This window comes from Paracoccus zeaxanthinifaciens ATCC 21588 (assembly GCF_000420145.1).
Lineage (GTDB): Bacteria > Pseudomonadota > Alphaproteobacteria > Rhodobacterales > Rhodobacteraceae > Paracoccus > Paracoccus zeaxanthinifaciens.
In genome coordinates this window covers 60,988-79,296 of the sequence record NZ_ATUJ01000001.1, presented here as the reverse complement: position 1 = coordinate 79,296, position 18,309 = coordinate 60,988, and the positions used below count along the sequence as shown (strand labels likewise).

Here is an 18,309-nt window from a genome sequence, read left to right as displayed (position 1 = left end):
GCCTGGAATACACGCGTTTGTTGTAATTGAATGGATCGCCTCCCGCCGCAGGGAAGCCAGAATATACTTTGGAATAGAGCTATCATTCGGTGGGCCCGTGTCCAACAGGCAACATAGCCCCAATGCGCTATGGAAACGACCGTTTTGTCTATTTAATTGACCTGTGCGTCACCGGCGCGGGCGTTGATTGGTTTTGCCGTTTAGGCAGTTTTTGTTGGTTCAGGCATCCCCATCGCGGGGTGCCGGCGTCCGCCCGGTGCCGCCTGCGATCTGCTTGCGCTCCGCGCCGCGATCGCTAGCTTGCCCCCCGAAACGTCGTTCCGACACGGATTTGCGGAGAGAGCAGCATGAAACGCGTGAAACTTGGCGGCAGCGATGTCGAGGTCAGCGAGATCTGCCTGGGCACCATGACCTTCGGCAACCAGACCCCCGAGGCTGAGGCCCATCGCCAGATGGACATCGCGCTGGATGCCGGCATGACCTTCATGGACGTGGCCGAGATGTATCCCGTGAACCCCGTCCGCCGAGAGACGATCGGCGTGTCTGAACAGATCATCGGCAACTGGCTGGCCCGCACCGGCAATCGCGACCGGGTCGAGATCGCGACCAAGATCACCGGCCCCAGCCAGATCCTGCGCGACGGCAGGCCCTATGACGGGGCGACGGTGCGCGAATGCATCGATGCGTCGCTGGCGCGGCTGCAGACGGACCGCATCGACCTGTACCAGCTGCACTGGCCGGTGCGCGGATCCTGGGCGTTCCGCCAGAACTGGCGCTACGATCCCTCGGGGCAGGACAAGGCCCGCACGCTGGACCACATGGCCGATGTGCTGGAGGCCCTGCACGAGGCCGTCCGCGCGGGCAAGCTGCGCGCCATCGGCCTCTCGAACGAGAGCGCCTGGGGCACCGCCCGCTGGTGCGACGTGGCCGACCGCACGGGTGCGCCGCGCATGGCCGCGATCCAGAACGAGTATTCGCCGCTCTATCGTCTGTTCGACACCGATCTGGCCGAGACGGTCGTGAACGAGGACCTGACGCTGCTGTCCTATTCCACGCTGGCGGCGGGGCTGCTGACGGGGAAATATGCCGGCGGCGCCATGCCCGAGGGCAGCCGCGCCTCGGTGGACAAGGCAAGCGGCGGGCAAGGCAACCTGGGCGGTCGCAAGACCGCCGCGGGCATGGCCGCCGCGCAGGATTACGTCGATCTGGCCGCCGAGCATGGCTGGGACGTGGTCCACATGGCGACCGCGTGGCAGCTGACGCGCCCCTTCAAGGTCGTGCCGATCATCGGCGCGACCACGGTGCCGCAGCTGACGCACCTGATCGAGGGTCTGGGCCGCGAGCTGCCCGAGGATCTGGTCCGCGGCATCGACAGGCTTCACCGCGCGCATCCGTTGCCCTATTGATACCCGCCGGGCTGCATCTATCTTGGGTGCAGCCCGGTTGATTGCACAAATGGGGACCATGCATGGCAAGCGATCCATATGCGGCGCTTGGTCTGTCGCGCGGTGCCGGCACCAGCGACATCAAGAGCGCCTATCGCCGTATCGTCAAGACCGACCATCCGGACGTGAATCCGGACCCGGAGGCGACCGCGCGCTTCAAGGCGGCGACCGCCGCCTATGACCTGCTGAAGGACGAGGACCGCCGCCGACGCTTCGACGCCGGAGAGATCGACGCCGACGGCAACGAGAAGATGGCGGGCTGGGGCCGTGGCGGCGGCAACCCCTTCGGCCAGGGGCCGTCGCATGGCGATCCCGACCTGTCGGACATCTTCGCGGACCTGTTCGGGCAGGCGCAGTCGCAGCAGGGGCGTCGTGGCGGCTTCGGGGGCTTCGGCGGTTTCGGGGGCGGCACCCGGCGCGGAGAGGACCTGCGCATGGCCATGCGGGTCGATTTCATGACCGCCGCCACCGGCGGGCGCAAGCGCATCACGCTGCCCGATGGCGGCACGCTGGAGGTGACGATCCCCAAGGGCGTGCGCGACGGTCAGTCCATCCGCCTGCGCGGCAAGGGAGAGCCGGGCATGGGCCGCGGCCCGGCGGGCGACCTGTACCTCGAGGTGTCGGTCGATCCGCATCCGCAGTTCCGCCGCGAGGGCGACGACGTGCACGTGATCCTGCCCATCACCATCGACGAGGCCGTGCTGGGGGCGAAGGTCGCCGCGCCCACCATCGACGGTCCGGTGCGGCTGTCCATTCCGGCGGGCGCGACCTCGGGTCAGAAGATGCGCCTGCGCGGACGCGGCATCAACGGCGGCGACCAGCATGTCGAGCTGCGCGTCGCGATGCCCGAACCCGACGAGGAACTGGCGGCCTTCCTGACCGAATGGCGCAAGACCCGCGGCTACGATCCGCGGGGCTGATCCTTCCGCCGCGCGGGCAGGTCGTCCATCACCGCGCGGCGTTCCGCATCCGACATCCCCGCCCATGACGCGATCTCGGACAGGGTGCGCAGGCATCCCGCGCACAGCTGGCTGTCCGGTTCTATCCGGCAGGTACCGATGCAGGGGCTGCGTGTCATCCGCGCAGATGGCGCAGCCGGTCCAGCGCGCCCTGCAGGATGTACCCCGCCGCGACCTGGTCGATCACCTCGGCGCGCTTCCTGCGCGAGGTGTCGGCCTCGAGCAGGGCGCGTTCGGCGGCGACGGTGGACAGGCGTTCGTCCCAGAACCCGATGGGCAGGTCGGTCAGCCGCGACAGGTTGCGCGCGAAGGCGCGGGTGGACTGGCAGCGCGGGCCTTCGGACCCGTCCATGTTGCGCGGCAGGCCCAGGATCAGGCCCTTGAGGTCGCGGTCGGCCACGATCTCCAGCAGCGCCTGCGCGTCCAGGCCGAACTTCTTGCGGCGGACCACCGTGATCGGCGTCGCGACCGAGCGCAGCCCGTCGCTGACCGCGACCCCGATGGTCTTGGTGCCAAGGTCGAGCCCCGCGATCGCGCCCATCGGCGGCAGGGCGGTCATGAAATCGGCGATGTCGTCATGGACCATCCGGGGTCCCTTTCGTGTCGGGGGCGTCAAGGCCCGCGCGGCTGGCTGCCGCGTTGATGCTGTCCAGCGCGGATGCGCTGTCCTCGAATATCGTGCGGGCCTCGGACAGGACCGCGTTGGCGTCCGCCGTCCGGCCCTGCACGGCCAGCGCGCCGATCAGCCGCGCCCATTCGGCGGGGCTGCCGCCTTCGCGGGCCAGGCGGTCGCGCAGGCCCTCGACCATGCCGTCGATCATCTGCGCGCGTTCCTCGTCGCTCAGATCGCCTGCGGCGGCGATGTCGTCGGCGGTGGGGCCGGGACGGGCGGGCAGCTCGTAATCGGGCTGGCCCGCAAGCCAGGCCAGTTCCGGCAGGGTCGCGCGCAGGAAATCGTTCCAGGGCGCGTCCTCGGGGCCGGTCTCCAGCAGGTCGCGCCAGATCGGAAAGGCGCGGTCGGGACGCCCGTTCTGAACCATCAGCACGCCCTGCAGGTATCGCGCCTGCGGCTGGCCGGGATCGGCGCGCAGGCTGCGGGCCAGCTCGGCCTCGGCCTCGGGGGTGACGATGCCGCCCGCCGCCTCGACCATGACCGAGGCAAGCCGCGCGTGGCTCAAGGCCGAGGGCTGCAGATCGGTCAGCCGCTGCTGCGCCTCGCGCGCGGCGGCGAGGTTGCCCAGGTTCGCCTCGCTCTCGGCCAGAAGGGCAAGGCCCTGCGGGTCGTCGGGACGTTCGGCCACGCGGTCGCGCAACCGGTCGACCAGGTCGCGGTAATCCTGGTCCGCCTGAACCTGCGGGGCGGGGGCCAGCCTTTCGGCCTGCGCCTGCGTCGGGCGGTTGCGATAGGCGTCCTCGGCGGCCTCGAACCGCGCCTGCAGGGGCAGGTCGCGCGCGCCGGGCACGCCCTGCCACAGATACAGCCCGACCCCTGCCGCCATCAGCACGGCCAGCACCGCCACCGCGACGCGCCCGCCCGCCGCGCCGCCCGAGGGCGCGGCCCCCGTCATGCGGCGGTCGGCATCCAGCACCTTGCGGCCGATCTCGCGGCGCAGGCGCTCGGCATCCTCGGGGGCCAGCACGCCGCGTTCCAGGTCGCGCTCCACCTCTCGCAGCTGGTCGCGATAGACGCGCAGGTCATAGGCCGCCGCCGGTTCGGCATGCGCATCCGCACGGCGCAGCGGCATCGCGATTGCGGCTGCGGTCGCGGCGATCATGGCTGTCCCGACGATCCAGAACATGAGGGTCCCCCTTGGCTTCGCTGCCCTGACTATCGCCATTCCCGCCCGATCGAAAGCGGCGGCGTGACGCGCCCATCGGCGGGATGTCGCATTTTGCCGCGATCTGCCGTTCGCCGCCTTGCCCGTGGGGCTGCGCGCCGCCATGCTGCCCCGAAACACCGATGAGGCCCCCATGCCCGATACCGCCCGTTCCGGCCGCTACTCCGTCTTCGCCATCGCCCGCGAGGCGCTGCGCCAGCACAAGGGCTGGAACCGCGCATGGGCCAGCCCCGAACCGCGCGACCGCTACAAGGTGATCGTCGTGGGGGCGGGCGGACACGGGCTGGCCACCGCATACTACCTGGGCAAGAACTTCGGCATCACCGATGTGGCGGTGCTGGACAAGGGCTGGCTGGGCGGCGGCAACACGGGCCGCAACACGACGATCATCCGGTCGAACTATCTGCAGGATCCGTCGGCGGCGATCTATGACAAGGCCCTTAAGCTGTATGAAGGCCTGAGCCAGGACCTGAACTACAACGTCATGTTCAGCCCGCGCGGGTTGATCATGCTGGCCCAGACCGAACACGAGGTGCGCGGCTACAAGCGCACCGTCTATGCCAACAACCTGCAGGGCGTCAGCACCGAATGGATCGACGCGCAGCGCCTGAAGGAGCTGGTGCCGATCATCAATATCGACGGGCCGCGTTATCCCGTGCTGGGCGGGCTGTACCAGGAACGCGGCGGCACCGCGCGGCACGACGCGGTCGCCTGGGGCTATGCCCGCGCCTGTTCCGACATGGGCATGCACATCATCCAGAACTGCGAGGTGACGGGGGTCGAGACCGAGGGCGGGCAGGTCCGCGCCGTCAACACCAGCAAGGGCCGCATCGGCTGCGAGAAGCTGGCGATGGTCGTGGCCGGTCATTCCAGCCAGCTTGCGGAAATGGCGGGCTTCCGCCTGCCCATCGAGAGCGTCGCCCTGCAGGCCCTGGTCAGCGAACCGATCAAGCCCTGCATGGATGTCGTCGTGATGGCCAACACCGTCCACGGATACCTGTCGCAATCCGACAAGGGGGAAATGGTCATCGGCGGCGGCACCGACCATTTCAACAACTTCACCCAACGCGGCAGCTGGCACCATGTCGAGGAAACCGTCCGCGCCCTGGTCGAGACCTTCCCCATGATCGGGCGCCTGAAGATGCTGCGCCAATGGGGCGGGATCGTGGACATGACGGGCGACCGATCACCCATCCTGTCGACGACGCCCGTGGGCGGGGTCTTCGTCAATTGCGGCTGGGGCACGGGGGGCTTCAAGGCCATCCCCGGATCGGGCTGGGCCATGGCCGAACTGGTCGCCAAGGGCCGCCCCGGACCGCTGGCCGCCGATTTCGGGCTGGACCGCTTCCGCGAGGGGCGCTTCATCGACGAATCCGTCGCGGCAGGAGTGGCACATTGAGCACGGTTTCGCCACGTGTCGCGCCCCCGGAAACCCGAGGCGGGGTTTCCGCATTAGCTTTTCGCAACTCCGAACGGAGAAAGGAAAGCCAATGTCCGATCGCAACAACAACGGTCTTTACTTCATCGTCGGCGGCCTCGTGGTCGTCGTGGCACTGCTGTTCTTCTTCCTGGCGGGCGGCGATGCCGAGATGCCCGCAGCCGGTGGCGGCGACAACACCGAGGTCAACGTGGATGCCGGCGGCGGTGAGCCTGCCGAGGCGCCCGACGTCTCGGTCGAGGCCGAATCGCCCGAACCGGCGAACTGATACCGCGCGACCGCGCGTGATTTCGAACGGCACCGCCGGGGTCCCCCCGCGCGGTGCCGTTTCGCGTTCCGACACCCTGCCTGCAAGGACCGCCCCATGCTGATCCTGACCTGCCCGCATTGCGGCATCCAAGCCGAGGAAACCGAACTGCACAACGGCGGCGAGGCGCATCTGAAGCGCGTCGGCCCGGATGGCAGCGACGAGGAATTCGAGGGCTACATGTTCGCCCGCAGGAACCCGCGCGGGGTCCACCTGGAACGCTGGCGTCACGCCTATGGCTGCGGCAAGTGGTTCATCGCCGCCCGCTGCACGGTGACGCTGCAGGTCTTCGGGACCTATGCCGCGCAGACGACGACGCCCCCCGACCATATCGTGCAGGCCGTCCGCGCCGCGCGTCCCGACTGGAACCCGACCGAAGAAGGCGCCTCCGAATGACCCATGTGCCCCCCTTCCGGCTGCCTCGGGGCGGCCGCCTGATCGACCGTTCGGACCAGCTGGGGTTCCGCTTCGACGGTCGCCACCTGCGCGGGCTGCGCGGGGACACGCTGGCATCGGCGCTGCTGGCCAACGGCCAGATGATGATGGGCCGGTCCTTCAAGTATCACCGCCCGCGCGGCCCGGTCGCTTCGGGGGCCGAGGAGCCGAACGCCCTTCTGGGCCTGGGGCAGGGCGGCCGGTTCGAGCCGAACCAGCGCGCGACGACCACCGCGCTGGTGCCCGGCATGGTGACGCGCAGCCAGAACTGCTGGCCGTCGCTGGATGCCGATATCGGGGCGGTGAACGACTGGCTGTCGCCGCTGCTGCCGGCGGGCTTCTACTACAAGACCTTCATCCATCCGCGCCCCTTCTGGAAGCATGTCTTCGAACCCGTGATCCGGCGCAGCGCGGGTCTGGGCAAGGCGCCGACCGATCCCGATCCCGATCTCTATGAACAGGCCTATGGCTTTGCCGACGTGGTGGTCGTCGGCGGCGGCATCGCCGGGCTGCAGGCCGCGCGCGACGCCGCGGCTGGGGGCGGCTCGGTCACCGTGCTGGAACAGTCGCCTCATTGGGGCGGGCGCACGCCCATCGACCATGCGGGCGGGCAGGACGCCATCGACGCGCTGCTGACTGATCTGCGCGCCATGCCCGGCGTTACCCTGCGCCGAAACTGCATGGCGACGGGGCTTTACGATCACGGCTATCTGATCGCACGTGAGGCGCTGGCCGATCACGATCCGAACCAGGGCATCCCGCGCCAGCGCCTGTGGCGGATCCGCGCGGGTCGCGTGATCACCGCGACAGGCGCACTGGAACGCCCGCTGTCCTTCGCCTGCAACGACGTGCCGGGCGTGATGCTGGCCTCGGCCATGCGCGATTTCATCGACCTGCACGGCGTCGCGCCGGGGCAGCGCATCGTGGTGGTGACGAATAACGATGACGCCTATCGCACGGCGCTGATCGCCGCCGATGCCGGGCTGGACGTGGCCGCCATCGTCGATGCCCGCCCGCAGGCGACGGGCGATCTGCCGCAGGCCGTCCGCGACCGCGGGATCGAGGTGCTGACCGGTAGCGCGATCGCCAAGGTGAAGGGCCGCCGCCATGTCGAGGCGGTCGCCATCTGCGATCAGGACGGCGAGGGGAAGATCACCCGCACCGTCGAGTGCGACGCGGTGGCGATGTCGGGCGGCTGGTCGCCGGTCGTCCATCTCTACAGCCACTGCGGCGGCAAGCTGACTTGGGACGATGCGCAGGCCCTGTTCCGCCCCGACCCGGACCGCCCGCCTTTGGGTGCGGACGGGCAGGGGATCGCGCAGGCCGTGGGCGCGGCGAATGGCGATCTGTGCTGCGCGGGCGACCTGGAGCGGCCCGAGGGCGCAACCATGCCGGTCTGGGTCATGCCCGCCCGCGCGCCCCACAAGCTGCGCGCCAAGATGTGGCTGGATTACCAGAATGACGTGAAGGTCACCGATGTCGAACTGGCCGCGCGCGAAGGCTATGCCTCGGTCGAACATACCAAGCGATACACCACCCTTGGGATGGCGACCGATCAAGGCAAGCTGAGCAACATCAACGGGCTGGCCGTCCTGTCGGGCGCGCTGGACCAGCCGATCCCGGCCACGGGGACCACGACCTTCCGCCCGCCCTATACGCCCCTGACGCTTGCGACCATCGCCGCCGACGCGCGGGGCGAGGCGTTCCAGCCGCTGCGCAAGACCCCGATGCATGGCTGGCACGAGGCGAAGGGGGCATCCTGGGAACCTGTCGGCCATTGGCGCAGGCCCTATGCCTATCCGCAGGGCGCCGAGGACCGCGAGGCCGCCGTCGCGCGAGAGATCCTGGCCGTGCGCAAGGGTGTCGGCACACTTGATGCATCCACCCTCGGCAAGATCGTCGTGAAGGGGCCGGATGCGGGTCGCTTCATGGACATGATGTACACGAACATGATGTCCACGCTGAAGGTCGGGCGCTGCCGCTATGGGCTGATGTGCAACGAGAACGGCTTCCTGATGGATGACGGCGTCGTCGCGCGCCTGTCCGACGACACCTGGCTGTGCCACACCACGACCGGCGGGGCCGACCGCATCCATGCCCATATGGAGGATTGGCTGCAATGCGAGTGGTGGGACTGGAAGGTCTTCACCGCCAACCTGACCGAGCAATATGCCCAGATCGCCGTGGCCGGCCCGCAGGCGCGCACCCTGCTGGAGCGTCTGAACGGCAGCATCGACCTGTCGGCGGATGCGCTGCCCTTCATGGCCTGGGCCGAGGGCGACCTTGCGGGCATTCCCGCGCGGATCTTCCGCATCAGCTTCTCGGGGGAACTGAGCTTCGAGATCGCGGTCCCGGCCGCGCGCGGGTTGGAACTGTGGGAGAAGCTGCACGACGCGGGCGCCGATCTGGGGATCACCCCCTATGGCACCGAGGCGATGCATGTCATGCGCGCCGAGAAGGGCTTCATCATGATCGGCGACGAGACGGACGGCACGATCATCCCGCAGGATCTGGGACTGGACTGGGCGATCTCGAAGAAGAAGGCGGATTACATCGGCAAGCGGGCGCAGCGCCGCCTGCACATGGTCGACGGCACCCGCTGGAAGCTGGTCGGCCTTCAAAGCCTCGACGGGCAGGTGCTGCCGGACGGCGCCTATGCCGCGACCGACCAGGTCAACGCCAATGGCCAGCGCGTGACCGAGGGGCGCGTGACCTCCAGCTACCGCTCGCCCACGCTGGACCGCCCCGTCGCGATGGGGCTGGTGCGCCACGGCCCCGCGCGGATGGGGCAGGTGCTGGAATTCCCCATGCCCTCGGGGGCGGTGATGAAGGCGCGGATCGTCGATCCGGTATTCTACGACAAGGAAGGGAGCCGCCTGAATGGCTGAGCATCTGGCCCGCATTTCCCCCGTGACCGATCTCGGCATGATCGCCCTGCGCGGCGACCTGGCCGCGATCGCGGATGCCGCCGGGATGGCCGCGCCCGACCGGACCGGCATCGCGACCGACGGCCCCCGCAGCCTGGCTTGGATGTCCCCCGACGAGGCGCTGCTGATCCTGCCCGCCCCGCAGACACCCGAGGCGGTCGAGGCCCTGACCCTGGCGCTGGACGGCCAGCACGCGCTGGTCGCGGACGTGTCGGATGCGCGCGCGGTCTTCGACGTGATCGGGCCGGGGGCCGCCGACGTGATCGCCAAGCTGGCGCCGGTCGATGCGGCGGCGATGCCGCAGGGCCACCTGCGCCGCACGCGCATGGCGCAGGTCGCCACCGCGATCTGGCGCATCGAGGGCGGCTTCCGCGTGATCGGGTTCCGATCCACCGGCGATTACCTGGGACTGATCCTGCGCAATGCCGCGATCGCCGGCAGCGGGCTGGCGCCGCGGTGATGGGGCGGTGATCGGGCGGGGAACCCCGCCCTGACCCCTTGCGTTGACGGGCCGAATACGGGACTGTGCGCCCGGACTGGTCCAACCTATTCAGAAAGGACGGAAAATGGCCTTCACGCTTCCCGATCTTCCCTATGCACACGACGCGCTTGCCGCAGGTGGCATGTCCAAGGAAACGCTGGAATTCCACCACGACAAGCACCACAACGCCTATGTCACCAAGCTGAACGAGCTGGTCGCCGGCACCGAATGGGAAGGCAAGTCGCTGGAAGAGATCGTCAAGGGCACCTATCAGCCCGACGCGGTTGCCCAGAACGGCATCTTCAACAATGCCAGCCAGCACTGGAACCACAGCCAGTTCTGGGAAATGATGGGCCCGAACCCCGGCCCGATGCCCGCCAACCTGGAAGCCGCGATCACCGAGAGCTTCGGTTCGGTCGACGAGTTCAAGAAGAAGTTCACCGAGAACGGCGTCGGCCAGTTCGGTTCGGGCTGGGTTTGGCTGGTGAAGAACAGCGACGGCAGCCTCGAGGTGACCAAGACCGAGAACGGCGTCAACCCGCTCTGCTTCGGTCAGACCGCGCTTCTGGGCTGCGACGTGTGGGAGCACAGCTACTACATCGACTTCCGCAACGCGCGTCCGAACTACCTGTCGAACTTCCTCGAGAAGCTGGTGAACTGGGACAACGTGGCTTCGCGCCTCTGATCCTCCCACGTCACCCACATGGCAGGGCCCGTCGCATCGCGGCGGGCCCTTCTGCATGGTTGCAACACCGTGAATGGCCTGCAGGCCCGTGCGGCATTGGCTTTTCCGCCCGTCGCGGTATATGACCGGACGGACTGCCACCAGATCGGACAATCGCCGCCATGGCCAACCAGAACGACAGCTTCATCGACGAAGTCACCGACGAACTGCGCCGGGACCGCCTCTATGGTGCATTCCGCCGTTTCGGCTGGATCGGCGGCGTGGTGATCCTTGCCATTGTCGGCGGGGCTGCGTGGCGCGAATACAGCAGCAGCCGCGACAGCGCCTCGGCGCAGGCATTCGGCGATGCGGTCCTTGCTGCCGAGAATGCCGGCCCGGCCCAGATCGCGGAGCTGGACCCCGAGGGCAGCGCCGCGCGCGCCGCCCTGATCCAGCTGCTGGCATCGGGCGCATGGCGTGCCGAGGGCGATGACGAAGCCGCCATCGCCGCGCTGCAAGAGGCCGCGACCGCCGCCCCCGAAGGCGACGTCCTGCGCGATCTGGCGCAGTTGAAGCGCGTCATCGCGGCTGGCAACTCGATGGATGCATCGGAACGCGACCAGATCCTGACGCGCCTGTCGCGCGCGGGCGCCCCGTTCGAGCTGCTGGCCCTGGAACAGAAGGCCGTGGCGCTGGTCGATGCGGGCCGGACCGAGGATGCGATCACGCTGATCCGCCAGATCCAGCAGAAGAACGGGCTCAGCCAGGCCTTGCGCAACCGCCTGACCGAGATGATGATCGCCCTTGGTGCGGACCCCGCGCCGAATGACGACATGGCCTCGGGCAGCTGATCCGCGGCCCTGGCAGCAAGAACGGACGAGGGAGATTCGGGGAATGACCGCGACCTTGCGACTGACGCTGGCGATTGCCACCGCCTTCGGGCTGGCAGCCTGCGACCGCGACGAGAAGCTGCCGGGCCAGCGGCTGGACCCGCTTGCCGTGACCTCGCCCGACGGTCCGGGATACGAGGGCGCGGCCGGGATCACAGGCACGGCCTTGTCGCTGCCGGGCATCAGCGGCAATTCCGAATGGACCCAACGCGCGGGCAATGCCGCGCATGCGCCGGTCCATGCCGCGATCGGGCAGGGCACGAACCGCATCTGGTCGGCCCCCATCGGGCAGGCCCAGTCCAAGCGCCACCGCATCACCGCCGATCCGGTCGTGGCGGGCGGCCTCGTGTTCACGCTGGATGCGCAGGCGCGCGTCACCGCGACCTCGGTCGGGGGCGGGCGTGCCTGGTCGACCGACATCACGCCGGTGCAGGAAAACCCGGCAAGCGCCTCGGGCGGGGGCCTCGCCTATGAAGGCGGGCGCATCTTCGCGACCACGGGCTTCGGCGAACTGGTCGCGCTGGACGCCACCAGCGGCGCGGTGCTGTGGCGCCAGCGCGTGGACAACGCCATCGGCGGCGGGCCCGCCGTCAGCAACGGCATGGTCTATGTCGCCTCGCGCAGCAGCGTGGGCTGGGCCGTGCGCGCCAGCGACGGTCGCGTGATGTGGCAGACCTCGGGTTCGCCCTCGACCTCGGGGGTGATGGGCGTCTCGACCCCGGCGGTCGCGGGCGACACGGTGATCTTCCCGTTCTCGTCGGGGCAGCTGGTGGCCGTGGATGCGGCCAGCGGTCTGACGACCTGGACCTCGCAGATCGCGGGGCAGCGGGCAGGGCGCAGCATCGGCTATATCCGCGACGTGACGGGCGATCCGGTCGTCTCGGGCGGGCGGGTCTTCGGCGGCACGTCCTCGGGGCGGATCGACGCGGTGGACCTGGCCAGCGGCCTGCGCGGCTGGTCCGCCGATGACGGCGCCTCCAGCCCCGTCGTCGTGGCGGGCGGGTCCGTCTTCGCCGTCAACGACCAGGCAGAGCTGATCCGCCTCGACGCCGCGACCGGCGGCGTCATCTGGCGCCAGCCCATGCCCTATTTCACCACCGAGCGTGTTCGCCGCCAGTCCGGCATCCACGCTCATTACGGCCCCGTCCTTGCAGGCGGTCGGCTGTTCGTCGCCTCTTCGGATGGCGTGCTGCGGGTCTTCGACCCGGCGTCCGGCACGCTGACGGGGAAGGCTGAAATTCCCGGCGGGGCCGCCTCTGCTCCTGCGGTCGCCGGACAGACCCTCTATGTCGTCGGACGCGACGGCCAGTTGCACGCATACAGATGACCTTCACACTCGCCATCGTCGGCAGACCCAACGTGGGCAAGTCGACCCTATTCAACCGTCTCGTCGGCAAGAAGCTGGCGCTTGTGGACGACCAGCCGGGGGTGACCCGCGACCTGCGCGAAGGCGCGGGCCGCCTGGGCGATCTCCGCTTTGTCGTGATCGACAGCGCCGGCCTTGAAATGGCCGAGGATGACAGCCTGCAGGGGCGCATGCGCCGCCTGACCGAACGCGCCGTGGACGAGGCCGATATCTGCCTGTTCGTCGTGGATGCCCGTGCGGGCATCACGGCGGCGGACGAATATTTCGCCGACATCCTGCGGCGCCGCGCCAAGCACGTGATCCTGGCCGCCAACAAGGCCGAGGGTCGCGCGGGCGAATCCGGCGCGCTCGAGGCCTATGGCCTGGGCCTGGGCGAACCGCTGCGCATCTCGGCCGAACATGGCGAGGGGATGGACGATCTCTATTCCACGCTGGTTCCGCTGGCCGACGAGGTCGAGGCCGCGCGCCCCGCACCCATCGCCGCCGAGACCGACGTGACCCTGTCCGACGAGGATGCCGAGACCGGCGAGGGCGAGGAGGACTGGCGTCCGAGCGCCGCGCGCCCCCTGCAGCTGGCCGTGATCGGGCGCCCGAATGCGGGCAAGTCCACGCTGATCAACAAGATCATCGGCGAGGATCGCCTGCTGACCGGCCCCGAGGCCGGCATCACCCGCGATTCCATCAGCGTGACCACGCAGTTCATGGATACGCCGATGCGGATCTTCGACACTGCGGGGATGCGCAAGCGCGCCAAGGTCACCGACAAGGTCGAGAAGCTGTCGGTCGCCGACGGTCTCCGCGCCGTCCGCTTTGCCGAGGTGGTGGTCGTCCTTCTGGACGTGGCCATCCCGTTCGAGCAGCAGGACCTGCGCATCGCCGATTTCGCCGAGACCGAGGGCCGTGCCGTCGTCGTCGCCGCGAACAAGTGGGACCTCGAAGACGACAAGCCGCACAAGCTGAACGAGCTGCGCGCCAGCTTCGAAAAGCTGCTGCCGCAGTTGAAGGGTGCGCCGCTGGTCACCGTCTCGGCCCGCACGGGCAAGGGGCTGGACCGCCTGCACAACGCCATCCTGAAGGCGCACGAGGTCTGGAACCGCCGCGTCAGCACCGCCCGCCTGAACCGCTGGCTGGAGGCGATGACCGAGAGCCACCCGCCCCCCGCGCCGGGCGGCCGCCGCATCCGCCTGCGCTACATGACGCAGGTCAAGACGCGCCCGCCGGCCTTCATCGTCAAGGCGACGCATACGGATCACATCCCCGACAGCTATCAGCGGTATCTGATCAACGGGTTGCGGATCGATTTCGACATGCCCGGAACGCCGATCCGGCTGTTCTTCCGCGACCAGGGTCAGGACAACCCGTACAAGGCCAAGGCGCAGAAGATCAATCAGTCGGGCGCGCTGTCCAAGCACAAGAACCGGCAGAAGCCCAAGGGCGGCTGATCAGCTGGCCGCCCGGATCAGCACCGCCGCCATCCCGGAAATCCCCAGGATGGCGGCGAATGCGATGACCGGATCGCTGCCCATCGCGGTCAGCGCGATGGCGCAGAACGCCCAGATCAGCGCCGTGGAATAGCCGATGCTGGGGCCGATCCAGATTTGCGCCGCCATCCCGATGGCCGTGCCCGGCAGGATCGCCAGCGCCGCCACCGCCTGCGTCTGAAGGCTCAGCGCGCCTGTCAGCGCACCGGCCAGCGTGGCCGAGAACAGCGCCGTGGCCCAACCCGCGACGAAGCCCACCGCAGGGCGCTTGCGTCCCGCTGCCCGTCGCGCGGCCCATATCGTCAGGAACATTCCGGCCCCGTTCGCCGCCAGCAGCGCGTCGCGCTGATCCAGCAGGAACCACGGGGCCGCCGACAGCACGACCAGACCCGCGACCAGTTGCGGCCAGATGCGGCAGCGCCCGTTGCGCATGTCGCGGCGATCGCTCGGGAACAACCACTGGCCCGCTGCGTCCATCGCGACCGCGGCCCAGATCGTCAGCAGCAGCCCCCACATCAGGAAATTCGCCGGATCGAGGTACAGAAGCGGGATCGTCATCCCCTCGGCCAGTTCCGGCGCGCCGGGGCTCAGTTCGGCCGAGGTGACGTTGTAGGGGTTCATGAAGCTTGGCAGCGGCAGCAGCGCCGGGGTGAAGACCGGCGGATGCGTGCGCCATGCAAAGACGATGCCCCCGATCACGAAGATCGCGGCGGCAAGGCTTTGTATGATCGCGTTGGCCAGTTTCATCCCGGCCAACGCGCGAAGGCGTCCCCGGTTGCAACCGGGGTGCGACACCGTCTTAGGCCAGCTGGCCGTCGGCGGTCAGGCTGCGCTTGCCGCCCAGATAGGGCCAGAGCACTTCGGGCAGGGCGACCGAACCGTCCGCCTGCTGGCCGTTTTCCAGCACCGCGATCAGCGTGCGGCCCACGGCCAGGCCCGAACCGTTCAGCGTGTGCACGAATTCCGGCTTGCCGCCGCCCTCGGGGCGATAGCGGGCATTCATGCGCCGCGCCTGGTAGTCGCCGCAATAGCTGACGCTGGAAATCTCGCGATAGCGGTCCTGACCCGGCAACCAGACCTCCATGTCATAGGTGACGCGGGCGCCCGCGCCCATGTCGCCCGCACAGAGGATCATCGTGCGATAGGGCAGGCCCAGCTTCTCCAGCACCGTCTCGGCGCAGCGGGTCATGCGCTCGTGTTCGGCCAGGCCGTTCTCGGCATCGGTGATCGAGACCATCTCGACTTTCTCGAACTGGTGCTGGCGCAGCATGCCGCTGGTGTCGCGACCCGCGCTGCCCGCCTCGGAGCGGAAGCACTGGCTGTGGGCCACCATGCGGCGGGGCAGGGCGGAATGGTCGACCAGGTCGCCATGGACGGTGTTCGTCAGCGTTACCTCGGAGGTGGGGATCAGCCAATAGCCCTCGCGGGTCTTGTAGCTGTCCTCGCCGAATTTCGGCAGCTGGCCGGTGCCGGTCATCATGTCCTCGAGGACCAGCACGGGGGTCCAGGTCTCCTGCAGGCCGTGTTCGTCGACGTGGAGGTCGATCATGAACTGCGCCAGCGCGCGATGCACGCGGGCGACCGCGCCCTTAAGCACGACGAAGCGGCTGCCCGACAGCTTGGCGCCGGTCTCGAAATCCATGCCGGGGACGACGCCCGCGATCTCGTAATGCTCGCGCGGCTTGAAATCGAAGGCGCGCGGGGTGCCCCAACGGCGCAGCTCGACATTGTCGTCCTCGTCCTCGCCGTCGGGGACGGTGTCCAGCGGCAGGTTCGGAATGCCCATCAGCAGATCGCGCAGGCGGGCGTCCAGCTCGTCGGCCTCGGACTGCATGCGCGCGATATCGGCCTTCTTCTCGCCCACAAGGGCGCGGAGGCGCTGGAACTCGTCCTCGTCGCCGCGGGCCTTGGCGGCGCCGACTTCCTTGCTGGCCTTGTTCTGTTCGGCCTGCGCGGTCTCGGCTGCGCTGATGCGGGCGCGGCGTTCGGAATCCAGCGACAGGATCTGGTTGCTGAGCCCGCTGAGGCCGCGCCGGTTCAGCGCGCGCTCGAAGGCTTCGGGATTTTCACGGATGGCCCGGATATCATGCATGGCGTCGATCCTGTCGCTTGGGAACGCCGCATGCCTAACCCAAGCCCGCGCAGGACAAAAGCCCGCTTAGCGGTCGGGATCGCAGAACAGCTTGTACATCAGGCCCACCACCTCGGCGGCGCGGGGGTCCGACACGGAATAGAGCCGCGCCTTGCCGTCGCGCCGGCATTCCACCAGCCCCTCCGAGCGCAGGCGCGCAAGCTGCTGGCTGACCGCGGCCTGGCGCAGCCCCAGCAGGTGTTCCAGCTCGCCGACGGTGCGTTCGCCCGAAGACAGGTGACACAGGATCATCAGGCGCCCCTCGTGGGCCAGCGCCTTCATGAAGCTGCTGGCCTCGGCGGCGCGCTTGACCATGTCGGTCCGGGCCATCGCGACGGGCGACGGTTCAGATCCGGGTACGGAACGTTCGATATATGCAATCTGATTCATGGAATTCCCCCCATTCAACCCCCGGCCGCGGCCCGGTCCAGCACATGGCGCAGCCTTGCGTCGAACGAAGCGGGGTCGGAATATCCCTCGAAGCGGTCGATCTCGATGCCGTTCGCAAGCAGCAGGAAGCTGGGCGTCACGCGCGGCGTCCGTCCGATGGCCAGCCCGTCGGGCCAGGGCGCATCCAGCGGCTGCTCGAACATGGGGGCCATGCGCGCGGCCGCGCTGGCACCCGGTGCGTGCATCACCTCGCGGCGGAAGGCCGCGCTTTCGTGGCAGTCGTCCGCAGTGATCACCATCAGCCGCAGATCCGTCGCGGCGCGGGCGGCAAGGGGCAGGAACCCCAGGGCCAGACCGGCAATGACGGCGCGTCGGGATGGCAACTGCATCGGAACAATTCTCCTTCGCGGGATGCCGAATGCTACCCTTTTGATGTATTGTCTGTCTAGGGAACTGCACGGGATGCAGCTATTGCCCGCCGGTCGCGGCTGGTCCAGTCTGGCGCAAAAGCGCGGGGACAGGGCCATGGATCAGCTTCTTCAGCCAGTATTGCAAGGCGATCGGCGTGCGCTGTCGCGTGCGATCACGCTGGTTGAATCGACCCGACCGGATCACCGCGAACGGGCGCAGGAACTGATCGCGGCGCTTCCACCGGCGGAAAACAGCCTACGGATCGGGCTGTCCGGCACGCCCGGCGTGGGCAAATCCACCTTCATCGAGTCGTTCGGCACCGCGCTGACCGATGCGGGACTGCGCGTCGCGGTCCTTGCGGTCGATCCGTCATCGACCCGTTCGGGTGGATCAATCCTTGGCGACAAGACCCGGATGGAGACGCTGTCGCGCAACCCCCGCGCCTTCATCCGGCCCAGCCCCTCCAGCGCGCAGCTGGGCGGCGTCGCCCGCCGCACCCGCGAGGCCCTGCGCCTGTGCGAGGCCGCGGGCCACGACATCGTGCTGATCGAGACCGTCGGCGTCGGCCAGTCCGAGACGCTGGTCGCCGAGATGACGGACCTGTTCGTCCTGCTGCTGGCACCCGCGGGGGGCGACGAATTGCAGGGCGTCAAGCGCGGCATCATGGAGATGGCGGACCTCGTGCTGGTCAACAAGGCCGATGGCGACCTGCTGCCGACGGCCCGCCGGACGGTCGCGGATTACGCGGGCGCGCTGCGCCTGCTGCGCAAGCGGCCCCAGGACCCCGAGGGGTTCCCCAAGGCGCTGCCGGTTTCGGCCGCGACGGGCGACGGCCTGCCCGAGGCGTGGCAGCAGATGCAGGACTTGGCGAAATGGCGGCGCGATCACGGGCATTTCGACACGAACCGAGCGCAGCAGGCGCGTCACTGGTTCATGGCCGAACTGCGCGCGGGGCTTCTGGCGCAGCTGGACACGCCCGATGCGCGGGGGCGGCTGGACCGGCTGGGGCGTGGCGTGGCGGCGGGCGATCTGCCCCCCGGCCAGGCCGCGCGGCAGATGCTGGACTGGCTGGCCGGACGGCAGTCCTGAAATAGCTGCCCGATTTGCGGCCCCGTCGCGGGTCGATCCGTGCGATGATCGCCCCAT

At 68.9% G+C, this 18,309-nt stretch carries 19 protein-coding genes; 12 read left to right on the top strand and 7 right to left on the bottom strand.

From position 1 onward, the window contains the following. The first annotated feature begins 347 nt into the window (after positions 1–347). On the top strand, positions 348–1,406 hold the full coding sequence (locus F804_RS0100410; RefSeq protein ID WP_022705762.1) for an aldo/keto reductase: 1,059 nt from the start codon (positions 348–350) through the stop codon (positions 1,404–1,406). 62 nt (positions 1,407–1,468) lie between these two features. After that, positions 1,469–2,365 (top strand): DnaJ C-terminal domain-containing protein, encoded by an 897-nt coding sequence (locus F804_RS0100405; RefSeq protein WP_022705761.1) that lies wholly within the window; start codon positions 1,469–1,471, stop codon positions 2,363–2,365. On the opposite strand, the gene F804_RS0100400 is transcribed toward F804_RS0100405, so the two are convergent. From F804_RS0100400 to ccmI, 3 genes are read right to left on the bottom strand one after another with little or no spacing between them, the layout of a single operon-like run. Beyond that, a complete protein-coding gene (locus F804_RS0100400; RefSeq protein WP_022705760.1) occupies positions 2,347–2,523 on the bottom strand; it encodes a DUF1289 domain-containing protein in 177 nt (58 codons plus the stop codon). The two genes, F804_RS0100405 and F804_RS0100400, sit on opposite strands and share 19 nt — an antisense overlap. Further along, complete coding sequence (gene ruvX, locus F804_RS0100395) at positions 2,520–2,990, bottom strand: Holliday junction resolvase RuvX (RefSeq protein WP_022705759.1); 471 nt, start codon at positions 2,988–2,990, stop codon at positions 2,520–2,522. Before ruvX ends, F804_RS0100400 begins: the two co-directional genes overlap by 4 nt. Further along, the gene (gene ccmI / locus F804_RS15155; protein WP_022705758.1) at positions 2,980–4,203 is read right to left on the bottom strand and encodes a c-type cytochrome biogenesis protein CcmI; all 1,224 of its coding nucleotides are present in this window, start codon (positions 4,201–4,203) and stop codon (positions 2,980–2,982) included. Before ccmI ends, ruvX begins: the two co-directional genes overlap by 11 nt. 172 nt (positions 4,204–4,375) lie before the next feature. Here ccmI and F804_RS0100385 point away from each other — a divergent pair, with 172 nt between their 5' ends. The 9 genes from F804_RS0100385 (at position 4,376) to der (ending at position 14,192) form a co-directional block, all read left to right on the top strand. Then, on the top strand, positions 4,376–5,641 hold the full coding sequence (locus F804_RS0100385; RefSeq protein WP_022705757.1) for a sarcosine oxidase subunit beta family protein: 1,266 nt from the start codon (positions 4,376–4,378) through the stop codon (positions 5,639–5,641). Between the two features lie 91 nt (positions 5,642–5,732). After that, positions 5,733–5,948: a hypothetical protein gene (locus tag F804_RS0100380; protein ID WP_022705756.1), complete on the top strand. Its 216-nt coding sequence runs from the start codon at positions 5,733–5,735 to the stop codon at positions 5,946–5,948. Positions 5,949–6,044: 96 nt separating this feature from the next. Beyond that, positions 6,045–6,383 (top strand): sarcosine oxidase subunit delta, encoded by a 339-nt coding sequence (locus F804_RS0100375; protein ID WP_022705755.1) that lies wholly within the window; start codon positions 6,045–6,047, stop codon positions 6,381–6,383. Next, positions 6,380–9,310, top strand: a complete 2,931-nt coding sequence (locus F804_RS0100370) for a sarcosine oxidase subunit alpha family protein (RefSeq protein ID WP_022705754.1) — start codon at positions 6,380–6,382, stop codon at positions 9,308–9,310. The genes F804_RS0100375 and F804_RS0100370 overlap by 4 nt, the downstream gene beginning before the upstream one ends. Beyond that, on the top strand, positions 9,303–9,809 hold the full coding sequence (locus F804_RS0100365; protein WP_022705753.1) for a sarcosine oxidase subunit gamma: 507 nt from the start codon (positions 9,303–9,305) through the stop codon (positions 9,807–9,809). Before F804_RS0100370 ends, F804_RS0100365 begins: the two co-directional genes overlap by 8 nt. A 106-nt stretch (positions 9,810–9,915) precedes the next feature. Continuing rightward, on the top strand, positions 9,916–10,515 hold the full coding sequence (locus F804_RS0100360; RefSeq protein ID WP_022705752.1) for a superoxide dismutase: 600 nt from the start codon (positions 9,916–9,918) through the stop codon (positions 10,513–10,515). A gap of 161 nt (positions 10,516–10,676) precedes the next feature. After that, the gene (locus tag F804_RS15150; RefSeq protein WP_022705751.1) at positions 10,677–11,345 is read left to right on the top strand and encodes a hypothetical protein; all 669 of its coding nucleotides are present in this window, start codon (positions 10,677–10,679) and stop codon (positions 11,343–11,345) included. Positions 11,346–11,388: 43 nt separating this feature from the next. Beyond that, positions 11,389–12,711 carry an outer membrane protein assembly factor BamB family protein gene (locus F804_RS0100350; RefSeq protein ID WP_022705750.1) on the top strand — a complete coding sequence of 441 codons (1,323 nt, stop codon included), beginning with the start codon at positions 11,389–11,391 and terminating at the stop codon, positions 12,709–12,711. After that, entirely contained in the window at positions 12,708–14,192 is a 1,485-nt protein-coding gene (der, locus tag F804_RS0100345; protein ID WP_022705749.1) for a ribosome biogenesis GTPase Der, read from the top strand. Before F804_RS0100350 ends, der begins: the two co-directional genes overlap by 4 nt. On the opposite strand, the gene F804_RS0100340 is transcribed toward der, so the two are convergent. The 4 genes from F804_RS0100340 to F804_RS15145 all read right to left on the bottom strand — a co-directional run bounded on the left by F804_RS0100340 (position 14,193) and on the right by F804_RS15145 (position 17,141). Further along, positions 14,193–14,978 carry a hypothetical protein gene (locus tag F804_RS0100340; protein ID WP_022705748.1) on the bottom strand — a complete coding sequence of 262 codons (786 nt, stop codon included), beginning with the start codon at positions 14,976–14,978 and terminating at the stop codon, positions 14,193–14,195. It lies immediately after the preceding gene. A 52-nt stretch (positions 14,979–15,030) separates the two neighbouring features. Beyond that, positions 15,031–16,323, bottom strand: coding sequence for a serine--tRNA ligase (gene serS / locus F804_RS0100335; RefSeq protein WP_022705747.1), 1,293 nt, complete (start codon positions 16,321–16,323; stop codon positions 15,031–15,033). Positions 16,324–16,389: 66 nt separating this feature from the next. Next, positions 16,390–16,752, bottom strand: a complete 363-nt coding sequence (locus F804_RS0100330) for a metalloregulator ArsR/SmtB family transcription factor (RefSeq protein WP_022705746.1) — start codon at positions 16,750–16,752, stop codon at positions 16,390–16,392. Positions 16,753–16,766: 14 nt separating this feature from the next. After that, complete coding sequence (locus F804_RS15145; protein ID WP_022705745.1) at positions 16,767–17,141, bottom strand: SoxS; 375 nt, start codon at positions 17,139–17,141, stop codon at positions 16,767–16,769. A 73-nt stretch (positions 17,142–17,214) separates the two neighbouring features. Between F804_RS15145 and meaB the strand changes: the two genes are divergently transcribed. Beyond that, on the top strand, positions 17,215–18,252 hold the full coding sequence (meaB, locus tag F804_RS0100320) for a methylmalonyl Co-A mutase-associated GTPase MeaB (protein ID WP_281166802.1): 1,038 nt from the start codon (positions 17,215–17,217) through the stop codon (positions 18,250–18,252). Positions 18,253–18,309 lie beyond the last annotated feature (57 nt).